Here is a 21,462-nt window from a genome sequence, read left to right as displayed (position 1 = left end):
TCAATAAATGAAGATTCCGAAAGAAAAAACACTCCGAATCCATAGCCATTATAACGCAACTGGCTTTTCATTAAAAGTAAGAAGTAACATTTTGGACACAATTTTAAAAGCATTTCGATGACCGCCACTTTGAAAACGTTTCATTGTATAGGCATGTTAATTCCGAGCAACATCGTGCAAGAATTTCGTTGTTTTTTCAACACGCGGAATCCGTAGCGTTCATAGAGACTGCGGGCCGGGTTGGAACGGGCCACACTCAGCGAAACAGCTGCCAAGCCCGTTGCCCGCAGCTGCGTCAGCATCCGTTCCAGAAGCGCCGTCCCGACGCCGCGCCCACGGAAAGCCGGCAACACCGCAAGCATGAGTTCCGGCACACCCGTGCAGACAAAACCGTAGCCTTTTTGCTCAGTCGTTGCAAAACGGGCCCACACCGCCCCGACCGCTTCACCATCGGACAGCGCTATAAAGGCCAGATCGCCTGCCTTGCCGAAGTCCGCATAGTAGCGTTGGATTGCCGGCTCTTCCAATACCTTCCGCGGCAAAAAGCCCCCGCCTTTGGGCGAATAGATCGCCTGATAAGTCATTTCCTTCAGAAATAACTCATCCGCAGGGGCTCCGTGTCTGATCGTGATCATTTCAGGATAAGCGACACAATCAGCAGGATGATCTCCAACCCGTGATAGAGGATCAGATTTTTGATTGCCAGATTAAAGGTTGTCGCTTTATCCTGTTTGGCTTTGAAGCGGTTGATGTTGCGCTGGATGATCGGGAAGATCGCCCAGATGAACAGCATCCAAATCGGATAGATCCCGAACAACACCGAAATTGTCGTTGCAGCGAATGCCCCGTAATACAACCAAGCATACAGGCGTACAGCAACCGGTTTACCGATGTAGAAAGTCAACGTATAGCGGTGATTGGAAATATCCGTCTCATAGTCGCAGATATTGTTCGCCAGCATGATGTTGGCGATGCTGAACACAAGCGGAGCTGACTGCAGCAAGATGATCAGCAGATTCGCGCTGTTCCCCACTAGCGTGAAGTTCGGCCATTGCAACAAGAGCGACGCCAGCGTTCCGGCCGGTACGTTCACGAAAACAGCAATGAAAAAGATGCCGAAACCCATCGTCAACCCCGAGGCAACTTCTCCAAGAGGCATCCGGGAAATCGGAAACGGACCGAACGTATACAGGATACCGATTGCGAAACAGAGCGCTCCGATCACCAACAGCAACAGATTGGTCCGCGCCGTCAGAATCAGACCGAGCAGCGCCGCGAACGCAATCATCGAAACGATTATCGTCGCAGCTTTTTTGACGGAAATCGAAGCTTTCCCGAGGATATTTTCCTCATCGCGGTAAACGAGATTCTTCGCTTTTACATAGTCCATCGTGTTGTTGATGGCTGTCGTCGCCATGTCAAAAACGACCATGGCTATGAAGAATAAAATAGTGTTCAGCGCATTGATGCTGCCGAAATGGTAGAGGGTAAACAAGGTTCCGAGCACAAACGGAAACAGGCTGGCCAACTTGGTTTTGATTTCCACAAATTCCAAAAATACAGGTACATTCATCTCATTCACTCCTACTCATTTTCCCAAATGTAATCGTCGTTCGTCAGTTCAAAATTATCCGCCAAGCCGTTCGAAACGTAGACTTTTTTGTCCTTTGTGACAAAAACGGCTTCGATATCCTCGCGTTCGTTGACGTAGGCCAGACCCGCTTCCATCCCGAGACCGAAGACAAGCGTCGAGAGGGCATCCCCATCGATCGATTTATCGGACAGGATCGAAACACCAGCGATGTCGTTATCGAACGGATAGCCCGTTTCAGGATCCATCAAATGGTGATAGCTGACGCCGTCCACTTCGATGTAACGTTCATAGATCCCTGAAGTCACGATTGAACGGTCTTTTTGCTTCGTCTTGCCGATCGTCTCCCCGCGCGCTGCCAACGGATCCTGGATGCCTACGTTCCAGGACTCCCCTTCACGCAACGGCGATCCGCCCAGCACATAAACGTTACCGCCGAGGTCGATGATGGCGGTCGTCACGCCTTCCTCCACCAGCAGCTCCTTCACTTCGTCGGTAATGTAGCCCTTGGCGATGGCACCCAAGTCCAACCGCATACCCGCATCAGCCAACTGGACAGTCTGTTCTTTGTCGTCCAACACGACACGCTCATAATCGACCAAAGTCAGTGCTGCATCAATTTCGCTCTGTTCCGGCTTTCTGGCGTCATCGAAACCGATGTGCCACAGTTCCGTAATCGGTCCGATTGACAGTTCAAAATCGCCATTGGAGGCTTCGCTGTACGCCCAAGCGCTCTCCACCAATGGGTAGACATCCTTAGACAGTTGTACCGCTTTTATCCCTGCCGCGGCATTGACTGCATCGATTTCCGATCCGGGTTCATTTACAGTGATCTTGTCGGCCAAGTCCTCGACACGGTCGAAGGCAGCCTGGAGGACATCCTCTTTGCCTTCATCGTAGATGCGCACCGTTACATAGGTCCCCATCAGAAATTCTGTTTTCTCATACGGTTCTTTCCGTATCGCCGTTTCTTCCGATTTGTCGCTATTGCCGCAGCCCCCGAAGAGGAGCGCCAGCAACATTACACCCGAAAGTCCGGCCTTAGTCCTATATTTTTTCATCCGTTCACCCCATATCTACATTTAAAAAAAACAGGCAGGAACAAGAACGCTGTCCCTACCTGTCTATGATAATCTTTTTTATTCCTGAATACACCAGAAAAGCAGAAACTTGGTTTATTCTTCGACTACGTTGTCGACTTCGATTGCGGCTGTTTCGCCGACTACCGCTGCATCAACTAACTGTTGTGCATATTTCTTGAATGTTTCAGAAGAATTCGTAGCGCCCGTTACGACTTCCACCGCGTCAGGATCTTGTTTTTCAACCAATTGGCTGTTCAATTGAGGGAAGTACTCAGCAGGACCTATGCCAACTTTACCTGTCATGTTAGCTTGGTATTCTGCATCTTCAGATTTCTTTTCGCCGGCTTCATTCACGTTCTCATATGTTGAGGCAGTGATTTTTCCGTCCACGACAGTGATCGAGAATTCAGTTTTCCAGCCACGTGTGTCGAAGTTCTTTTCAACCAATGTGTAAGTGCCGTCTTGCAATTCAGCTGCTGTTGAAGAAGCTTCAGAAGAAGACTCAACTACAATTTCTGATGAAGCTGCTGATGATTCTGTTTCAGTTTCTGTGTCCGCACCGCCGCAAGCCGCTAATACGAAAGTTGATGCCAGCAAAAGAGTTGCCGTAGATAACGTTTTCTTAAATTCCATAATCTATCCCACCCTGTTCTTTTTTATGATAGCGGTCAGATATGTGATACCAATCACAAGCCCCCTATATCTTTCCACTTACTTATCATACCATTTGTTACATCTTTAGCCAAATAAAATCTATATATTTAACAAAAAACCATTATTTTCTAATGTTTTATCTTAAAATGAAAAGCTGCCCATCCGCATAACGCGGATGGGCAGCTTTGCTACATATTGCGATAAAGCAATTGCTCAGTTAATTTCGTTAGCGTTTCCTTTACGGGATGGTTCGGCAATTTTTTAATCAGCTTCAGCGCTTTGGTTGTGTACTTCTTGGCTAAGCCCTGCGCAGCGCGATTGCCACCATAGCGTTCCACCAAACCATGGATCTCCGCGAGCTCCGCAGCAGTCACATCCGCCCCCTTGGCGATATAGGCAGCGAACTCTTTACGGTCGGCCTGCATCGCGTACAATACAGGCGCCGTGTAGATGCCGTTGCGGAAGTCGCTCAGAGCCGGTTTGCCCAAGGTCTTATCGTCTTGCGTGTAATCCAATACATCATCCATGACCTGGAAGGCCATGCCGATATTGTGGCCGATCCGATAAGCCAGCTGGGCCAACTTCTCATCCTCATCCGACGATCCATAGGCGCCGGCATAGCAGCTCAAGGCGAAGAGTTGGGCCGTCTTGCCTTGGATCTGGCGCAAGTAGTCGCGCATGCGCATGTTCGGATTGTAGCGCATATCCATCTGGTTCAGCTCGCCGATCAGGATGCTTTCCATCCCGTTCGTGTCGATCTTCAGCACAGCCGCATCGCCGGCATAAGCGGACAGCAAGCGGAAGCAGACCGTGAAGAGGTAATCCCCCGAATAGACGGCAATCTGATTGCCGAATGCTCGGTTCATCGTCTCCTGTCCTCGGCGGGTGCCGGCTTCATCGATGACGTCATCGTGCATCAACGTCGCCGTATGCAACAACTCCACCGCCGCCGCGATCGCCTGCGCCCGTTCCGCATCCCGTTGCGGGGAATAGTAGGAAAACAGCAAGCAGTAGGCCGGCCGCAGCATTTTCCCGCCTGCAAGCAGCCGCGACAGGATCGCTTCCCTGACCACTTGGTTTTTGAGTGTTATGTTTTCTTCCAACAGCTCATTGGTGGCGACCAATTCCGCCCGCAACAGCGGATACTGGTCCCACATCGAATGAATTTTCATACTGAAACTCCTTTTGTTCTGCCCTTAAGTATTTGTCAGGAGATGATGTCGAGGGCCTCTTCATCGTCAGCGGTAGTTCCTTGGGCTCCGCGTATTTCAACCAGCACGCGGTTCGGCAGACACATGATTGTCTCCCCGATGCCATCCTTCGCGCCCATGCGCACACACAATTGGTCGTCGCAATCGGCGGAAGTAATCCGGATTTGGGATCCTTCCCGCACAATCACGTTCTCATGACCGTGGTCGTCCTGATAGACATACGTCTCCGTTTTGCCGTCATCCTTCAGGACAAATTCCTTCACCACTTTACCGTCCACACTGATGACTGCGATGTTATCCGCACTCTCCGCGTTGGCTTGATGATAGGAGAAGACCCCCAACGGCAGGAAGGAAGCCGCCATCAAAAAAAGGATGATGAGCAGATCGCCTCTGCGGATCATTTTCAGGTATTTTCTCATTTCCCGTCCCTCTCTTCTGAAAAGAAAAGGGCTAAGGCAAGTCTCCCCACCTTAACCCTGTTAGATCGTTATTATTGACCGACACCCGGTCTATAGATTGATTTTGTCTTACCATACCACCAGTTGTCAAGTTTCTTCTGGATCCACGGAATCACATAGTAGTCCAAACCGAAGGCTCTGCCTGAACCGTTCATCAAAGCGATGGCCACAGGAACGAACCACATGTTCACCCAGTAGAACATACCAGATAAAGCGAACGAGATCACCAATGCGATTGTTGCGGCATTCGCCAAGAAAGTGAACAAGCCCGCGATGATTGCCAAACCGATCAGCAACTCTACGATTGTCATGAATTTCTGGAAGAACAAAGCCATTTCCGGATTCGGGATCATGACCTGCATGATGCTGTTGAACCACTCAGGCGCTTCTTTGAAGACCATCATCGGCTCTTCACCATAGGCATAGCTCAAACCGAATACCGGATGGCTGACTGCAGCAGCCGTGTCTGTTACCGCTTCGGATGCCCCGGTTGTCGCTTCCTTCAACCAAGCGAAAGGCAGGACGATCTCATCACCGAACCAAGAAGTCGTGCCGTACAGGCCGAAGATTTTCTTGAGCGCTTCCCACGTCCACATGCTGCCGTAGAAAACACGCAATGGCAGTGCCCAAAGTACATTACCCAAACGGGACAAGTGACCACGGAAGATGTTGCGTTTCTCTTTAATATGGAAGAATTCATGATAAATGTATTGCACGAAATAATAACCTGAACCAATCGTCATGAAGTAGAACAAGTTCACCATGTGTTTCACCAACATTGCTATGAAGCCGCTCAAATGGATTTTATCCATCAAGTAGGCAACGCCGTAACGCGAACCAATTGAAATCATGAAGCCTTGATACGTCCCTTTGTGTTCGTGCTTCTCTGTGCCTTCGATTGAAGCGATGATGTTGGCTGCCGCTGTGTGACCCGTTTGTTCTGCGGATTGTACGATTTGCGGTACTGGTGCGTTGTTTTTGTCAGGCTCTTCGTAGTAGACCAAGTCCCCTGCCAGATAGACGCCATCGGAATCTTTCGCTTCCATGTATTTATTGGCTACCAAACGGCCCGCTCTTGCTTGCTCGATACCGTAAGCAGCTGCGTCTGTGTTCGCTTTTACGCCTGCCGTCCAGATCAGTGTATGTGTCGGAATGACGGTTCCATCAGACAATTCAACGCTGTCCTTCTTGACGTTTGCGACGCCATTGCCTTTGATGATTTGGATACCTTGCTTGCGCATGTATTTCTCAGCTTTTTGTTGTTCCTTTTCGGTAACGACACCCAGAATCTGCGGTGCAGCTTCAACCAGATAAAGGCTGAATTCAGCGGGATCCAATTTGTTGGCTCTAGCCAGTTGGTCTTTCCATTCCATCAAGTCGCCGACAAGTTCCACACCGGTAAATCCAGCTCCGCTGACTACAGCAGTCAACATTGCTCTGCGTTTTTCATCATTGTGTTCATTTGAAGCTGCTTCGACTGTATCCTGGATATGACGGCGAATTTTGTTCGCATCTTCCCATGACCACATCGTGAAACCATTCTCATCTACACCTGGGACGTTGAACGTATTCGGCTCGCCACCCATTGCCAGGATCAGGTAGTCATAGTTGAAGCTATGGCTGCTTGTCGTGACCACTTTCGCTTCACGGTCCACATGGGTCACTTCATCCGTAATGATATCCACGTTTCTGTTACGGCCGAATAGACGTTGCAGATCGTATTGGATTGCATCGGGCTGCACACGTCCCGCTGCCACCTCATGTAACTCGGTCATGTACGTTTGATAGGAATGTTTGTCGATCAAGGTGATCAAGACATCCGGATTTTTCTTGAAATGTCGGGACAATTTCTTCGCGGCGGCCACACCGGCGAATCCTGCTCCCACAACCACAATATTCTTTTTACTCATTTGGCAGTCTCCTTTTTTCTATGTCCAGCGCCTCACAGCGCATATTCACTTATTTAAAATAACCACATTTATAAGTATAGTGTATTTGTGAATAATTGTCCATGCAAAACTTGGGAGTAGTATGAAAAAGTTCCTGTATGAGCATTTTTTCATCTTTTTCACCTTGTTTTCTTCCTCACGCGTCAGCTTAAAACATTTCGCATTGAAGAGGTTACCACAATAAAACACTATCTTTTCTCTTCCCGGTAGACCAGTGAAGCCTCGTACCACGCTTTCGTCAATTTACTTTTAGAGGACTCCTCCAATTGGAACTGCCGGATCGTCGAGACATGCTCCAGCAAGTAATTCGCCGCCACCCCGACCGCGATCCCCGAGAAGATGCCGGTAATGGAAAGGATCGGCAAGTAGAGCATCACACTGAACGATTGCGCGATCAGACTCGCCATCGCCAATTGGCCGACATTATGTAGAATCCCGCCGGCAGCACTGATCCCGATCATGCTGACCCGCTTCGGACCTAAAAGCCGGACCAAAAGCATCCCGCCATAACTCAAAAAAGCCCCCGCAAAACTGTAAAGGAAGGTAGATAACGTCCCACCCAACAACGTCGAGATCAACAACCGCATCCACACGACCTTAAGACTGTCCTTATAAGGTAGCGTAAAGATCGCCAATAATGTAATGATGTTCGCCAAACCCAGCTTTGCACCCGGCGCAAACGCGAACGGAAACGGAATCGCCCGCTCCAGCATCGTGATGACCACACCCTGCGCGGCCAATAATGAAATATAGATCAAACGTTTATTTTTATTCATAGTTAGGTCCTTGCTTATTCAAATTCGTACTTAAAGTGTAGCACAATTGAGCCAAAGAAATGAACTTCGGACACGTATTTTGGGAAAAGAAAAAAACACCCCGCCGGAAATAATTTCCGGTGGAGCATTATTCGGATATCAATCTAACAAACGTTTCATTTTTCGGTGGCAACGATCATAGGCGTTCTTAATAGAAGTCACTTCACAATCCAGTTCGTCAGCAATTGTTTGGAAATCCGAGCCATTGATGAAACGGATGAACACAGCTTGCTCGAAATCAGAAAGAATCTCAAAGTAACCCGATGCGCTTTCCTTCACCATAACGATTTCTTCAGGCGAAAAGTGCATGGAAACGACACCTTCAAATGAATATTCGGTATGATTGCTGTATTGATTCTCAAGGATTGCATCCAACGACACCGCGCCTTTGTCAATCTTTCTCTTTACTGCACTTTCTTTCCTAATCATACTGAAAATGTGGTGCTTAAGGGTCAATTTGTAGAAACTCGCAAACTTTAGACCTTTTTCGGGAACATAAGACTGAACAGCCTTATGCAGTACCATGCGCGCTTCCTGCCAAAAGTCCTCTTGTTCCAAAAAACGTAAATAATAGGCTTTGTTGAACTTTTTGACTAAAGGCAAAAACCTATAGAAGAGTTCTTCAAAGTAAATAGGATGCCCTTGTTGAATCAGTGCCACCAATTGTTCCGGGCTGTGTTCGGATAGTTCCATTTCTTCATTCATATTTAATCCCCCCAAATATATTTTGGCAATGTATTAAGCATCTCCGGCAATGCTTAATATATTACCTAACACCTATTATACCCGCAAAGAAAGCGCTGTCAAACATTTGTTTGTTTTTTCATTCACTAAATTTAATTCTTATACTTTAGCACTGAAATCCATATTAATTCCTGTATGTCCCATCATTTGATTGAGCCAGTGCGTGGCAGTGTTATCAGTCACCTAAACAACCTACAATCCTCTCGTAAGTTCCTCCACCAACCGCAACAATTCCTGAGGCGTTTGCACCACACAAGTTGCTGAAACTTCCTGGGCGGTTCTTTTGTGGTTCCGGAAATTCACCCAGATTGTCTTCCAGCCCGCAGCCGTTGCCCCAATTACGTCATTGTCGAAATTGTCCCCAATGTAATATACGTCGTTTTTCGAGAAACCCATTCTTCTTTCCATTGCTTCGAAGATTTCTTTACTTGGTTTGGCGACGCCGGCTCCTTCCGAAACCAGCATATTTTCGGGAGCGATCCATTTTTCGAGACCCAATTGATTGATTTTCCTGAGTTGGTTGTCGTTGGCACCGTTTGTGATGATGCCAATCTTGGCGCCTCTGTGGAGCAGCAATTCAAAAATCTGCGGAAATTCTTCGATCAGTTTGATTTCATTCTGAAATGTTTCGTAGTCCAGTTGGAAACTCAGCGCCTCCGCTTCGGTTATCCGGATGCCCAGCTCCTCGAATGCCTTTGAGATGCGGTAAATGTGCATCTTTCTCATGTTTGTGATTTCATAGCCCGTCGATTCAAAAGCCTCATCGCTGTATTTTCTGCTCAGCTTATACAGTTCTTCTATCTTCACTTCATCCTCCAACTGGCTAAAATGCTTTTGAAAAGCCCGTCTGAATGGTTCCAATTGGTCGTACAGTGTATCATCGACATCGAATATGAATGTTGTCACCATCGTGGTGCTCCTCCCCTATTGTGTAATTCATTTATCCTAACAATAGAACAAAAAGGGACAAAACTCCATCGAGTCTTATCCCTTTCGTTTTTCTGCAATGCGTTAAAAACAGATACGACGCGCTCGACAGTAAATCCGTATTCTCTGATGACCGTCTCACCAGGTGCGCTGGCTCCAAATGTATCGATTGCAATCATAGCACCATGATCCCCTACGTAGCATTCCCAACCGAAGCTGGAGCCCATTTCAAGCGAAACGTGCTTCTTCATGTCTTTCGGCAACACGGATTCTTTATATTCCGGCGACTGGCGGTTGAACAGATCGAAGCTTGGGACGGACACGACAGAGACGTCCTTTCCTTGTTCCCGCAGACTGTTCTGGGCTTTGATCGCAAGATTTACTTCCGATCCGGTTGCGATCAGAATGCCTTCCGGTTTTTCGCCCTGTTGTTTGGAGAGGACGTAGCCGCCTTTTGCGACACCGGCCTCAGTCAGTTCCTTCGTTTGAGGAATGACCGGCAGGTTTTGTCGGCTCAGCACCAAGACTGTAGGTGTCTCCTTGGACTGCATCGCAATTTTCCAGGCCGCGACTGTCTCATTTCCATCGGCCGGTCTAATGACATGGACATTCGGCACGCAGCGTAGGCTTGCCAATTGTTCGATCGGTTCATGGGTAGGACCATCCTCCCCGACCGCCACGGAATCAGGGGTCATTACGTAGGTAACCGGGACTTTTTGGATGGCACTCAGACGCACGGCCGCTTTCAGATAGTCGAGGAATACGAAAAATGTTCCGCCGTAAACTTTTGTTCCGCCATGCAATTGGATTCCATTCATAGCGGCGGCCATGGCGAACTCGCGCACACCGAACCAGATATTGCGTCCTGCATACTGTTTCGGCTCAAAATCGGCTGCACCACTATTAATTTCAAAAAACTTCTCTTAACCGCGGTTATAGGGGGAAATGAAGTACAAAATCCTTTTGTCATCTCAGAAGTCTTCACAAAGACTGAGGATGGCTGGAAATTAGCTGCCGAAACCTATACACGAGTAGCCACTGATTTTGATACATATAAAATGTGAGGAACTCGGATAGGCTTACGATGCTGTTCGTTACTGCGAAAGTGTTAAACTAGGTGAAGGAGATGGGCAAAAGACCAATTTTTACTTTCAAGAATACATTTACAATATGCTCCCGCTTTTTTTGAAAAATAGCAGCGCTTTTACTAAATAAGGAGGAAACAATGCGATATACAACTTTAAATAATAATGAGATTATTCCAACCCTTGGGATCGGAACGTATCGGATCCGTCCAACAGATGCAGAACGTTCCGTGGAATATGCCTTGAAAAACGGTTATCAATTAATTGATACGGCAAATATATACATGAATGAAAAAGCTGTAGGTCGGGCTATCAAAAAATCAGGCATCGATCGAAGCGAGATTTTCCTGACCTCTAAAATCTGGCCGACAGAATATAAATATGAAAAAGCGAAGCAAGCAATTGAGGATACCCTGAACCGTTTAGGCGTTGATTACCTTGATCTCATGCTTTTACACCAACCAGTAGGCGATTATCTAGGCGCTTGGAAAGCTATGGAAGAGGCTGTAAAAACTGGAAAGATTAAGGCTATTGGTCTTTCTAACTTTACCGGACCTGAGTTGGATAAGGTGCTGGCTGAAGGAACCATCAAACCTGCTGTTGTGCAGGTGGAATGCCATCCTTATTTCCAACAAAAAGATTTAAAAGCAAAACTCGCTAAGGACAATATTGCGCTTGAAGCTTGGTATCCAATTGGCTCAGCTGATAAAGACTTGCTTGCCGAACCCATCTTTACCGAATTGGCAAGTAAATACAATAAATCCGTTGTTCAAATCATCTTGCATTGGCATGTTCAAACAGGAAATATTGTCATTCCAGGCTCTAAAAATCCGGCTCACATAGACAGTAATCTGGATATTTTTGATTTTGAACTGACAGCAGCTGACTTGGAGCAAATCTCCCAAATTGACAAAGGTAAACGCTTCTTCAATATGCCAAAATGGATGCACCGTCTGTTTTTGCTGACACGCATAAACTACGATAAACAAGCATAACAAGTTTTCAAAAAATGAAACTTGCCTCTTTTTATTCGCTACCCCCTCGGCAACTCCACCCTCATCTTCGTCCCTTCCCCCAGCGTGGTCTCAACGGTGATGGAGCCTTTCAACAGATTCACGACGCGCAGGACCAGGGCCATGCCGAGGCCGTTGCCTTCGGATGAACGGGAGGGATCGCCTTGGTAGAATTTTTCGAAGAGGCTGTTGAGAGTTGCTTGGGTCATGCCGCAACCGGTGTCGGTGATCTGGACGTAGACCTTCTTCTGGTCAGAAGTCTGTTTGATGCTGATCTTTCCGTTCGGATCGGAGAATTTGATGGCGTTGGAGAGGATATTATTCCACACGATATCCAGCATACTGCTGTTTGAAGCGATAAGAATGTTCTCTTCCAGCTCGATTTCCAGTTCAAGCTGCTTCTGTTCGATGATGATTTCGTATTTGAGGATGGCTTCCGCCAACTGTCTGGAAAAGTCCAGCTGTTCGATATCCAGGATGATTTCCTGATTCTCTAATTTGTTCAACTGGAGAACATTTGTGATTAGCGAGTCCAGTTTCCTCGATGCTTCCACGATGGTGGCGATGTATTCTTGGGCATAGTCCGGCGATAGTTCCGCTTTCTGAAGGGCCATCGCATAACTCTGGATCACCGAGAGCGGAGTCTTCATTTCGTGGGAGACGTTGCCGACGATATCGTTCTTCAGTGTCTGGATGCTGCCCAGTTCCTCCACCATCTTGTTGAAATCCTCGAACATGACGTCGATGTAGTCATACTTGTCCTGTTTGTGGTACGGCGCAATGTAGACGGTGAAATCCCCTTCCGCGACGGTTTTGGCGGCTTGGCTCAAGGCCCTCATCGGTTTGTCGAAATAATATTTTTTTTGGTAAAAAATGATGCTGATGATCACCAGCGTGACGACTGCCCAGAAGCCCACCATCGACAGAACGTAGTACAACGGCATGTGATTGATCCCGACATAGGTGTTGTAAATAAGCGCCTGCGCGACAGCCAATGCAATTAATACCCAAAAGATGACGAGAAAGCCGTACCAATAACTCAGCTTGCGCTTGACCCGCAGATCGACGCTCGGTTCCTTTTTGTTTTTTCTCATTCCGACTCCCCTTTCTATCTGAAGAAAAGAAACCCCTCGCCCGGCTCACAATCGGCCTGGCGTAAAGGTTTCTCGCTGACGCTTTCTTAACTTTTGCGTTTTTTGATGACAGCACCTACTCCGACTGCTGCCGCAGCCACTAAAACAAATAATACTTTCGGATCCATGTGATCACCTCCCATCAAGGCTTCATTTCTTTATTCTCACACATCCAAGCATACGCTAGTTTTGTTGCTGATTTGCTGAGGAAATGTTTAGAAAGTGTTACTTTTAATCAGGATTTTTTTATCCCCAGAGTTCCATAAGTAACTGTCCTTTATGATACGAAGGCCGATAAGACAGGCCAAAGCTCCAAATAATATACCTGCAGTGGCGCTGCTCGCAGTGCAGTCCCCTTCATGAGCTACGGACATAATCGCCGTTTGCGTGAGCGAAAAGTAGAGCAAATTAGACGATAGACTGATGCCACGTAGGGCTTTTGCTTCCAAGGCTTGGCTGTAGCGCAGTTTTACCGCTCCCCGCATGTTGATCCCAAACAGGATGAACGTATACAGGGCAATCAGAATGGCCAGGTTCAATGGATAGATTCTGGTGTTTTCCCCATAAAACAAGCGCGCAGAATAAAGGATATAACAGCTACTGGCTGCAGAGATGATGATCCCCACTTGCCGATAACTCTTCCTTTTGCTCGTCCAATCCTGCTCAGGCATCTGTAGCGCAACAAAGCGGGCGATACCCCTTCCCGAGCTGCACAGTGCATTGGCCAGCATGAAACCCGATAGCGATAACAGGCTCATCAGTGCCTTCGCCAAGACAAACAGCATATCTTTCAGAAGAGTCATGTAGGGGAAGAAGCACCGATACTCGTTTAGGTGCCCAACGATTCGTTGGCGATTTGGAATGATTTGGTCAAAAAACAGTCTCGCTTGCTTCTCGCTATTTCCCCACACGGCACCTCCTCCTTTGTGCTTGTCCGCGCTTATTCCAACACTGCCTTGTAGCCGATACCATGGACAGTCGTGATCTGGAAAGAAACACAGGCGGAAAACTTATCCCTCAGTTTGGTGATGTAGACATCAACAGCCCGTAGACTGGTCTGACTCTCCAAGCCCCAGAATTCATCCATCAGCTTGGCACGCGAAAAGGTCTTATTGGGATAGGACAATAATTTGAACAGGATGTCGAATTCGCGGACCGTCACAGGAATCCCCACTTCATCCAGACTGGCCGTCATAGCACCGGCATCCAGCACGAGATTGCCCACCACCACTTTCCGCTCGCCCATGATGTTCGCCCGCCGCAACAAAGCTTCCACCCGCAGCACCAGTTCGTTCAGATCAACCGGTTTCACCATATAGTCATCGATTCCAGCCCGGAAACCTTTTTGCTTGGAGACGATGTCATCCCTTGCGGTCATGAACAGGATCGGGATTGTTTTATTAAGCGAACGGATCGTTTTTGCAAATTCGAATCCGTCCACAAACGGCATCATGATGTCGGAGATGACGAGATCGTAAAGTTCGCCATACATCAAATCATAGGCTTCATTGGGGTTCAGGCACCCTTTTACCGTAAAACCGTATTCGGAGAGATATGTGCATACGATCTGGTTTAATTTCAGGTCATCTTCCACCACTAACACTTTTGTCATCTGTTCATCTCCTGAGATAGTCTTGATCGAAAATCGAGCGGGAACTCCGGTGAGAGGTGGTCTCGTCGGAGGACAGAACCCAGTCAGGGGCCCCAGCTCCGATGAGAGCCGGCTCCCCGGAGGAACAACTGTGATTACCCCCCCAGCTCCGGCGAACCCCTGTCTCGCCGGAGCTGGGGACCCACACTAGGCTTTCGCTGTCTCCATATCGGTCTTCATGATCTTCCCTTCCGCTTGCAGCCAGAGGATCTCATCCCGCATAGTATCCCGGAACGGGCGTACTTTGTAGCCCAACTCCATCTCCGCTTTTTTGGAAGAAAAATGGTTGTTCCGCAGCATGTTGTAGACCGCGAAGGACGTCATTCTCGGGTGGCTGTTGGTCAAACGGCCGATCATGTCGGAAGTTTTTCCCAAAATTTTGGCAATAGACGCCGGCAAGATCGTCTTGACGTTCTTGGCGCCGCTCAATTCCGACAACAGATCGAACATCTCCCGCATCGTGACGAGTTCGTTGCTCATGATGTAGGATTCGCCTCTGCGGCCTTTGCGGGCACAAGCGATACACCCTGCCGCCAAATCGCGGACATCGACGGCATTGAAGGAGCCTTCTACACCGGCTTTCATTTCCCCCGCGACATAGTCGATCACGAATGAACTGACGGGTCCGTAAGCGAAGTCATTCGGACCGCAGATTCCGGAAGGGAAGACGATGGAAGCATCCAACCCTTTTTCCACCGCAACCAACACCAATTGGCTTGCCTCCGCTTTGGTTTGACCGTAGAAACCGACGATGCCTTTCGACGAAAAAGAGCGGACTTCTTCGATTTCCTGTCCCTTCGGCAATTCTGGTATGGCACTGGTCGAACTGACATAGACGAATTTTTTGACTTTCTTTTCGAAGGCTTTCTTCAACATATTCTCGGTTCCGCCGACATTGACTTCATGCACCTTCGGATTGTAATCCCCGCTGACGGTCACGATGCTGGCGCAATGGATGACATACAGTTCGCGGTCACCTGTATCGAAAAAGCGATCGAGGTCCGCTTCCACCGTAATATCTCCGAGCACGACCTCCACATCGGCCGGCACATTGGGGAGGGCCGGATCGCCGTTCAACACCAACGCACGGACGTCTTCCCCTTGTTCGATCAATTGTCTTGAAATGTTGCTTCCCAACAACCCTGCAGCACCGGTCAATAAAAACAGTTTCTTTTTCATCTTTGCTCCACCTTTTTAGTTTGTTATTTTCTTGTGAATGGTCCTACTCCTGAGGCGATGCAGCCGCCGTCGCACACGATATCCGTGCCGGTCAGGTAGCCCATGCGTTCATCGAGACAGGCTGCGAAAAGTTGGGCGATTTCGTCCACTTTCCCCAGACGTTTGATGGCATTGTATTTGAGATAGGTCTGGGCCTCTTCGGCTTCCAGTTCCCCCATCGGTGTTTCGAAATTCCCTGGGGTGACGGATAAGACTCGAACGCCTTTTTCTCCGAAACGGGAGGCATCCTGTTTGGCCAACCAGATGACGAAATGCTTGGATATGCCGTAGGCCACGCCGCTCCTGACCTTTTTCGGGAACAGCTTCAGCCAGTGCAGCATTTTTTCCATGAACAACACTTCATCATCCAGCGCACGTTTGTAGAGCCGCCTCGGCATCACAATCTTTGGTGTGAGGTAGGCCGACATTGAGGAGACATCAATCAGGCAGCCGCCCGCTTCAATGACGTCGATGAAGGCATTATGGATGTGCAATGTCCCCAGCGCATTGGCGGCCATAATCGTCTCAGCTTCCCCCATATGCGGGGACATCCCGGCCGCATGCAGTACGCCCTGCACCTTTCCGAGCCCTTGCGAAAAATCCGCCAAAGCCTCGACCGATTGTTTATCGGAAATATCGCAAGCAAATGTGGCGACATCCATATCAAAAAAATCCAGCTCTTTTTTAGCTTGCAGCAGTTTCTTTTCGTTCCTTCCGACCAGAACCACTTTTCCGTAGTCCCCGATTACCTTTGCGGTGGCCAAACCCATTCCGCTGCCGCCGCCAGTGATGACATATACCTTTTCCACGGAAGCACCTCCCTTTCGATGACCTAAGTTTATAATGCCCACGTAACAGCAAAGTAAACAATTCTAATTTCTTCGGGATTTGTTACAATGAATTTACTTGGAACGTTTAGAATGAGTGATATAAGATAATGAAAACTTTTGATTGGGAGGAAAGCATATGGCAACAATTTTAGTGGCGGAGGACGAAAAAAATCTTCAGCTGTTGATCCGCGCGCAGTTGAAGCCCTACTATACGGTAGTGGCGGCGGATAACGGGGAAGAAGCCCTTGCGATCATCGAATCGCAGCACGTCGACCTGCTCATAGCGGACATCATGATGCCGAAAATGGATGGAATCGAACTGCTGAAGGAACTGCGCCAGGACGGCTTCCAGTTCCCGGTCTTGCTGCTGACGGCGAAACAGACGATCATGGATAAGCGGGAAGGGTTCAAGACCGGTGCGGATGATTATCTGACGAAGCCGGTCATCTACGAGGAGTTGCTGTTGCGGATCGAAGCTTTGCTGCGGCGCGCGCACATTTCCGCCGAGCAAAAGATCATCCTCGGCGATGTGACGGTGGATTCGGCGACCTATACCCTTTCCGACAAGGGTACGAGCCTTTCCTTGCCGAAGAAGGAATTCGAGCTGCTGTTCAAACTGCTTTCGTATCCCGGGCAGATTTTCACCCGCAATCAGCTGTTGGATGAAATCTGGGGTTTCGATTCCGAAAGCAGCGAGGATACGATCAAAACGCACATGAATCGTTTGCGGAACAAATGCAAATCATTTGAGGTATTCCAGCTGATCACCGCGAAGGGCTTGGGCTACAAGGCGATGATCATGGCGGAGGTCGGCAAAGATGAGAAACAGGCATAGAAAAGAAGATAGTCCGCTCACGCACTGGCTGATCATGCAGGCACTGATCATCGTTGTCACATCCGTCATGGCTTCCTTATTGGTCGTCGTGTTCTATGATCTGATCACTTCACCAGCAGTACCTACTGACCCCATCATCGGAATCGGCATGGTTTTTCCGATGGCGGTTGTGACAGGGACCATTTTTTATTTCTTTTCAAAAAGAATGAACGAGAACACCAGCAAATTGATGAACGCCATCAAAGCAGTCTCTTCCGGGAATTACCGCTACAAATTGGATGCAGCAAACGGGCCTTTCCAAACGATATTCCAGGATTTCAACAAAATGACGGAGGAGCTCGCCGGTGTGGAGACGCTCCGGAATGAGTTCATCAACAAATTTTCGCATGAATTCAAAACGCCGATCGCCTCAATCAGCGGATTCGCCGACCTCATTCTCAGGGGCAACCTCAGCCCGGAAGACGAGCGGCAATATTTGGAAATCATCCTAGCGGAATCGAAGCGACTGGCTGCCCTGTCCACGGACTCCCTGCTGCTCTCCTCCTTGGAATCGCAGCAGATCATCGTGGATAAACAGACTTATTCTTTGGATGAACAACTCAAGCAAGTCGCCATCCTCCTCTCCCCGCAATGGACCGAAAAGAACATCCAAGTGGAACTCGAGCTCTCTGAACTGTCGTATTTCGGAAATGCGGAACTGATGCAGCAAGTATGGATAAATCTTCTCAACAATGCCATCAAATACACACCCACAGGCGGCACCATCGTCATTTCCGGGAAGCAGGAAAAAAGCCGGATCAGTGTTTCCTTCCGCGATTCCGGCATCGGCATGACCTCGAACGAAATAGCCAACATCTTCAACAAGTATTTCCAAAGCGATCCGAACGACAATGGCCGGGGCTTGGGACTGGGGCTGGCTATCGTCAGCCGGATCGTTTCTCTGGCGAAGGGCCAGATTGCGGTCGAAAGCGAGAAGGATAGCGGGAGCACGTTTACGGTTTTCCTGCCTGACGAAATGGGCAGATAAGCACAAAGATATATGAACGTTACAATTGCAAAAATAGGAATCAAAAAAGACACGGACTCGTGCTTTTTTTGATTCCTATTTCACTATAAGTAATACGTGTTTTTCTCATATCAATCAATTATACACCCAACATCGCAAGGTGGTCTCATTATCTAAGCTGAAGACAGCAGGCTGATCAAGAGCATGCTCGCCGGAAAATGCAGCCGCAAACGAACACGTGTCGTTTTTTTCTTTCATTCAACTGTATCGGTTCATTACTTCAGGAATGTACTGTTTTAAAATACGAAAGTGCGCCGATCAGGTTTGCGCTGTTTGAGTAGGCGCAAACTTCAATGTCTACTTTATGCAGCATTTCACCGAAGAAGCCCATTTCTTCAATTAATTGATCGTATTGTTTTTGAATCGTTTCAACTAAGATAGGCTGAGAGCTGATTCCGCCACCAATTACTACTTTTTCGATATCCAAGGTTGCCTGAACATTCATGATCAATGATGCAACCTTTCGACAGTAATCTTTGAACAAAGACACAACCCTTTCGTCAGATCCATTCCCAATTTCGCGAAAGACTGTTTGGCCATCATCGGGATTCTCTAACGCTAACAATCGGCTACATTCATTCACAAAATATACTGCTGACAGTTTTCTCCCCACCATCTGACCCGTTATTGGGCGCGTATCAATATTCGCATTGATGAAACTGAATTCTCCGGCCTGATCATTGGCGCCCATCAATAGGCTATTATTCAGGATGATTCCCCCACCAACGCCGCTTCCAAGGATTACAGCAGCACCATTTGCCACGCCTCTTAGATTGCCTTTTGCGTGTTCAGCCAATGCCGCTGCCTTGCCATCATTTATTACCGAACAAGGAATCGCGAATTTTGTTGTGAGCAACGAAGCTAAAGGCGTTTCATGCATAAACGTTAACGCGCCGCCATAGTAGACTGTTCCATCTGATGTCACCTTTCCGGGACAACAAATCGCAACCCCAGACAATTCGGGATATTGGCCAATCAGACCATAAAGCGTTTCTAGCAACATTTCTTTACTTTTTGGTGTGGACACCTTATCCTGATGCTTCAGCTCAAATTCTTCATCCACAATGGCATACTTAATATAAGTACCTCCAATATCAATTGTAAAATATTCACGTATTGCCATTTCAATTCTCCTAAAAAAGAGTCACAAACTCAGATTTGTTTGCAACTCTTCGTAATGTTATTTTGTCTCTGATTTGATGATGCCACTATTGATTCTTATAGGATTATTCACCCATCAATTGCTTTGCACGTTGCATGACTGTTTTTCCGTCCATACGACCATATGCCATTACATCAATCGCTTCAACCGGACAGTCTACCCCGCTTTTGATTTTTGCTAATTGAAAACGCACTTGCGGTCCCAGCAAGACTACATCTGCACCTGCTGTATGATCTTTGAAACCTGAAACAGAGTGCGCTTCAATCTTCACCTCAAAACTGTCTTCCTTCGCTGCTTGCTCCATTTTCTTAACCAATAAACTTGTGGACATTCCTGCTGCACATAACAATACTATTTTTTTCATCGGTTATTCCTCCATTAAACACCCTTATAATTATTGAAATCAACAATTTTAATATTATTTTGATCGATCCAATTTTTCAGCCACTCACTGCACAGGAATTCGCATTCCATTGGACGTATGAACGTATAGGAAGAGTGGTCCAGGATAAATTGATCTAAAAACCCTGGATGAAAAACCGCAATGGAACAATACTGGGCGTTCATTTTTGCTAGATTACGTTCAAAGTATTCTCTGGGATTGTAGAGACCTTTTTCATTGAAGGTCAAGAATTCCAATCCGTATATTTCATTGTCGTTTTCCCATTTTTTATCGAATGAAGGCATCGAAAAAAATAAGTGTTGTTCTTCGGCGACTGCCTTTATTGCCTGAAAAAATGCAGGCGACATGATAGCATGACCATCGACATAATCCGGTTCTTTGCCTGTGATTTGTTCAAATCGATGAATTTGTGCTTTAATCTCAATCACACATTCTTCTAAGTCTGCTGTATCTTTCTTTCTCTGGTTTATTTCACGACTCGTATAGAGTGACCCCTCTTCGTTCACTAAAGATGGGATTTTAGAGGGGTCAGCTACAGGTTCTCCTAAGCAAATATTAAGGTGTAATCCTATACAAGTACAAATCTTTTCCACTAGTTTATAGCCATGTTCTGCTGCAGGCATGTTGGACATTAATCCAACACAAGAAATTGCCCCATCGCTCACAGCTTTATAGATGCCGTAATTTACCCCTTCACTGATTCCTAAATCATCCGCTCGTAAAATTAACTTTGGCATGCAATCATCTCCATAAAGAATGTCACTCTCAGATTATTTCATCCTATCCGATTTTCCCGACGATATTCTGTAGGTGTCTGTTGGTACGTTTTCTTAAAATTTTTAATTAATGAATGTTCGGATGTAAAACCACTGTCCAATGCGATTTCCAATAACCTATTATCAGTATTCACCAGCAGAAATTTTACCTTTTCTAATCTGATCCGAGTCAAGTACGCTTTATAGTTGATGCCAAGTTGTTTTTTGAACATCAGCGACAAGTGTTGCGAGGAATAACCAAAATGCTTCGCGACCTGTTCCAACGACAAATTATTTTGATAATGCTCACCCAGATAAAAGAGTATTTTGGAAAAGAAATCTATCGGCCCTCTCGGAGAATCCATTTCTGAAGCATTTTCAACTTCTTCAACACCGATTGCCAGCAATTCCAACAGATTGCTTTGATAGCGAATATTTGAAACAACATTGTCCAAATCCATCAATGCATCAATATTTTCGAGAACCTTGATAAAGTATTCTGTATTTTTGATAAGGACTACTTTGTCCATCAAGACTGAAGGATTTACGTATTGAGAAATTAAACCGAAGTTGATATGCAAACATTTGAAGTGATATTTCCCTGTATCCCCGGTAATCTTGTGCAGTGTTTGCATACCGATCAAAGCAACTTGTCCTTCGTTGACCTCTAATTGTCCATTCGGAAACTGAACTTGCATGGACCCTTCGATGATATAAGTGACTTCCAGCCATTCATGCCAATGCGTTTCAATAATACTTTGACTTAAATTGGTGCCTGCTTGCTCTACTAATAGGCAGTGTTTATTCGGATCGGTTCTCCGGATCACACTCGCTTTTAAATCCTCGTATTCGTTATCAAAAATCATCCGCATGGAAACAC

22 protein-coding genes and 1 pseudogene are annotated in these 21,462 nt (G+C 47.1%); 3 read left to right on the top strand and 20 right to left on the bottom strand.

Annotated elements, in window-relative coordinates:
- Positions 1–140: 140 nt before the first annotated feature.
- From AC0J5I_RS04955 to AC0J5I_RS04905, 11 genes and pseudogenes are all read right to left on the bottom strand, one after another.
- Positions 141–635, bottom strand: a complete 495-nt coding sequence (locus AC0J5I_RS04955; RefSeq protein ID WP_475304377.1) for an N-acetyltransferase family protein — start codon at positions 633–635, stop codon at positions 141–143.
- Complete coding sequence (gene menA / locus AC0J5I_RS04950; RefSeq protein ID WP_475304376.1) at positions 632–1,573, bottom strand: 1,4-dihydroxy-2-naphthoate polyprenyltransferase; 942 nt, start codon at positions 1,571–1,573, stop codon at positions 632–634. Before menA ends, AC0J5I_RS04955 begins: the two co-directional genes overlap by 4 nt.
- A gap of 11 nt (positions 1,574–1,584) precedes the next feature.
- Positions 1,585–2,652 (bottom strand): FAD:protein FMN transferase, encoded by a 1,068-nt coding sequence (locus AC0J5I_RS04945; protein ID WP_475304375.1) that lies wholly within the window; start codon positions 2,650–2,652, stop codon positions 1,585–1,587.
- A gap of 114 nt (positions 2,653–2,766) precedes the next feature.
- Positions 2,767–3,306, bottom strand: coding sequence for an FMN-binding protein (locus AC0J5I_RS04940; protein WP_475304374.1), 540 nt, complete (start codon positions 3,304–3,306; stop codon positions 2,767–2,769).
- A 209-nt stretch (positions 3,307–3,515) separates the two neighbouring features.
- Positions 3,516–4,499 carry a polyprenyl synthetase family protein gene (locus AC0J5I_RS04935; protein WP_475304373.1) on the bottom strand — a complete coding sequence of 328 codons (984 nt, stop codon included), beginning with the start codon at positions 4,497–4,499 and terminating at the stop codon, positions 3,516–3,518.
- A gap of 35 nt (positions 4,500–4,534) precedes the next feature.
- On the bottom strand, positions 4,535–4,957 hold the full coding sequence (locus AC0J5I_RS04930; RefSeq protein WP_475304372.1) for a NusG domain II-containing protein: 423 nt from the start codon (positions 4,955–4,957) through the stop codon (positions 4,535–4,537).
- 71 nt (positions 4,958–5,028) lie between these two features.
- A complete protein-coding gene (locus AC0J5I_RS04925) occupies positions 5,029–6,906 on the bottom strand; it encodes an FAD-dependent oxidoreductase (protein ID WP_475304371.1) in 1,878 nt (625 codons plus the stop codon).
- A 227-nt stretch (positions 6,907–7,133) separates the two neighbouring features.
- Positions 7,134–7,721 carry a Gx transporter family protein gene (locus AC0J5I_RS04920; protein ID WP_475304370.1) on the bottom strand — a complete coding sequence of 196 codons (588 nt, stop codon included), beginning with the start codon at positions 7,719–7,721 and terminating at the stop codon, positions 7,134–7,136.
- A gap of 138 nt (positions 7,722–7,859) precedes the next feature.
- Complete coding sequence (locus AC0J5I_RS04915; RefSeq protein WP_475304369.1) at positions 7,860–8,465, bottom strand: sigma-70 family RNA polymerase sigma factor; 606 nt, start codon at positions 8,463–8,465, stop codon at positions 7,860–7,862.
- 231 nt (positions 8,466–8,696) lie between these two features.
- Positions 8,697–9,413 (bottom strand): HAD family hydrolase, encoded by a 717-nt coding sequence (locus AC0J5I_RS04910; RefSeq protein ID WP_475304368.1) that lies wholly within the window; start codon positions 9,411–9,413, stop codon positions 8,697–8,699.
- Between the two features lie 95 nt (positions 9,414–9,508).
- Positions 9,509–10,321: pseudogene (locus AC0J5I_RS04905) on the bottom strand (transketolase-like TK C-terminal-containing protein); the annotation flags it as partial.
- A gap of 335 nt (positions 10,322–10,656) precedes the next feature.
- Between AC0J5I_RS04905 and AC0J5I_RS04900 the strand changes: the two are divergent.
- A complete protein-coding gene (locus tag AC0J5I_RS04900; protein WP_475304367.1) occupies positions 10,657–11,511 on the top strand; it encodes an aldo/keto reductase in 855 nt (284 codons plus the stop codon).
- Between the two features lie 38 nt (positions 11,512–11,549).
- Here AC0J5I_RS04900 and AC0J5I_RS04895 read toward each other — a convergent pair whose 3' ends face one another.
- The 5 genes from AC0J5I_RS04895 to AC0J5I_RS04875 all read right to left on the bottom strand — a co-directional run bounded on the left by AC0J5I_RS04895 (position 11,550) and on the right by AC0J5I_RS04875 (position 16,340).
- Positions 11,550–12,623, bottom strand: a complete 1,074-nt coding sequence (locus tag AC0J5I_RS04895; protein ID WP_475304366.1) for a HAMP domain-containing sensor histidine kinase — start codon at positions 12,621–12,623, stop codon at positions 11,550–11,552.
- Between the two features lie 254 nt (positions 12,624–12,877).
- On the bottom strand, positions 12,878–13,573 hold the full coding sequence (locus AC0J5I_RS04890; RefSeq protein ID WP_475304365.1) for a hypothetical protein: 696 nt from the start codon (positions 13,571–13,573) through the stop codon (positions 12,878–12,880).
- Between the two features lie 29 nt (positions 13,574–13,602).
- The gene (locus AC0J5I_RS04885) at positions 13,603–14,274 is read right to left on the bottom strand and encodes a response regulator transcription factor (RefSeq protein WP_475304364.1); all 672 of its coding nucleotides are present in this window, start codon (positions 14,272–14,274) and stop codon (positions 13,603–13,605) included.
- Positions 14,275–14,460: 186 nt separating this feature from the next.
- Complete coding sequence (locus tag AC0J5I_RS04880) at positions 14,461–15,492, bottom strand: NAD-dependent epimerase/dehydratase family protein (protein ID WP_475304363.1); 1,032 nt, start codon at positions 15,490–15,492, stop codon at positions 14,461–14,463.
- A 23-nt stretch (positions 15,493–15,515) separates the two neighbouring features.
- Positions 15,516–16,340 (bottom strand): SDR family oxidoreductase, encoded by an 825-nt coding sequence (locus AC0J5I_RS04875; RefSeq protein ID WP_475304362.1) that lies wholly within the window; start codon positions 16,338–16,340, stop codon positions 15,516–15,518.
- A 157-nt stretch (positions 16,341–16,497) separates the two neighbouring features.
- Here AC0J5I_RS04875 and AC0J5I_RS04870 point away from each other — a divergent pair, with 157 nt between their 5' ends.
- Positions 16,498–17,196 carry a response regulator transcription factor gene (locus AC0J5I_RS04870; RefSeq protein WP_475304361.1) on the top strand — a complete coding sequence of 233 codons (699 nt, stop codon included), beginning with the start codon at positions 16,498–16,500 and terminating at the stop codon, positions 17,194–17,196.
- Positions 17,180–18,223: a sensor histidine kinase gene (locus AC0J5I_RS04865; protein WP_475304360.1), complete on the top strand. Its 1,044-nt coding sequence runs from the start codon at positions 17,180–17,182 to the stop codon at positions 18,221–18,223. Before AC0J5I_RS04870 ends, AC0J5I_RS04865 begins: the two co-directional genes overlap by 17 nt.
- 259 nt (positions 18,224–18,482) lie before the next feature.
- Here AC0J5I_RS04865 and AC0J5I_RS04860 read toward each other — a convergent pair whose 3' ends face one another.
- The 4 genes from AC0J5I_RS04860 to AC0J5I_RS04845 form a co-directional block, all read right to left on the bottom strand.
- Positions 18,483–19,385, bottom strand: coding sequence for an ROK family protein (locus AC0J5I_RS04860; RefSeq protein ID WP_475304359.1), 903 nt, complete (start codon positions 19,383–19,385; stop codon positions 18,483–18,485).
- Positions 19,386–19,488: 103 nt separating this feature from the next.
- Positions 19,489–19,788: a PTS sugar transporter subunit IIB gene (locus tag AC0J5I_RS04855; RefSeq protein ID WP_475304358.1), complete on the bottom strand. Its 300-nt coding sequence runs from the start codon at positions 19,786–19,788 to the stop codon at positions 19,489–19,491.
- A 14-nt stretch (positions 19,789–19,802) separates the two neighbouring features.
- Positions 19,803–20,564 carry a ChbG/HpnK family deacetylase gene (locus AC0J5I_RS04850; RefSeq protein WP_475304357.1) on the bottom strand — a complete coding sequence of 254 codons (762 nt, stop codon included), beginning with the start codon at positions 20,562–20,564 and terminating at the stop codon, positions 19,803–19,805.
- A gap of 38 nt (positions 20,565–20,602) precedes the next feature.
- Positions 20,603–21,448: an AraC family transcriptional regulator gene (locus tag AC0J5I_RS04845; protein ID WP_475304356.1), complete on the bottom strand. Its 846-nt coding sequence runs from the start codon at positions 21,446–21,448 to the stop codon at positions 20,603–20,605.
- Between the last annotated feature and the right edge of the window lie 14 nt (positions 21,449–21,462).

The organism is Trichococcus sp. TS_SC_9 (assembly GCF_056156325.1).
This window is presented reverse-complemented; position numbering and strand designations above follow the sequence as displayed.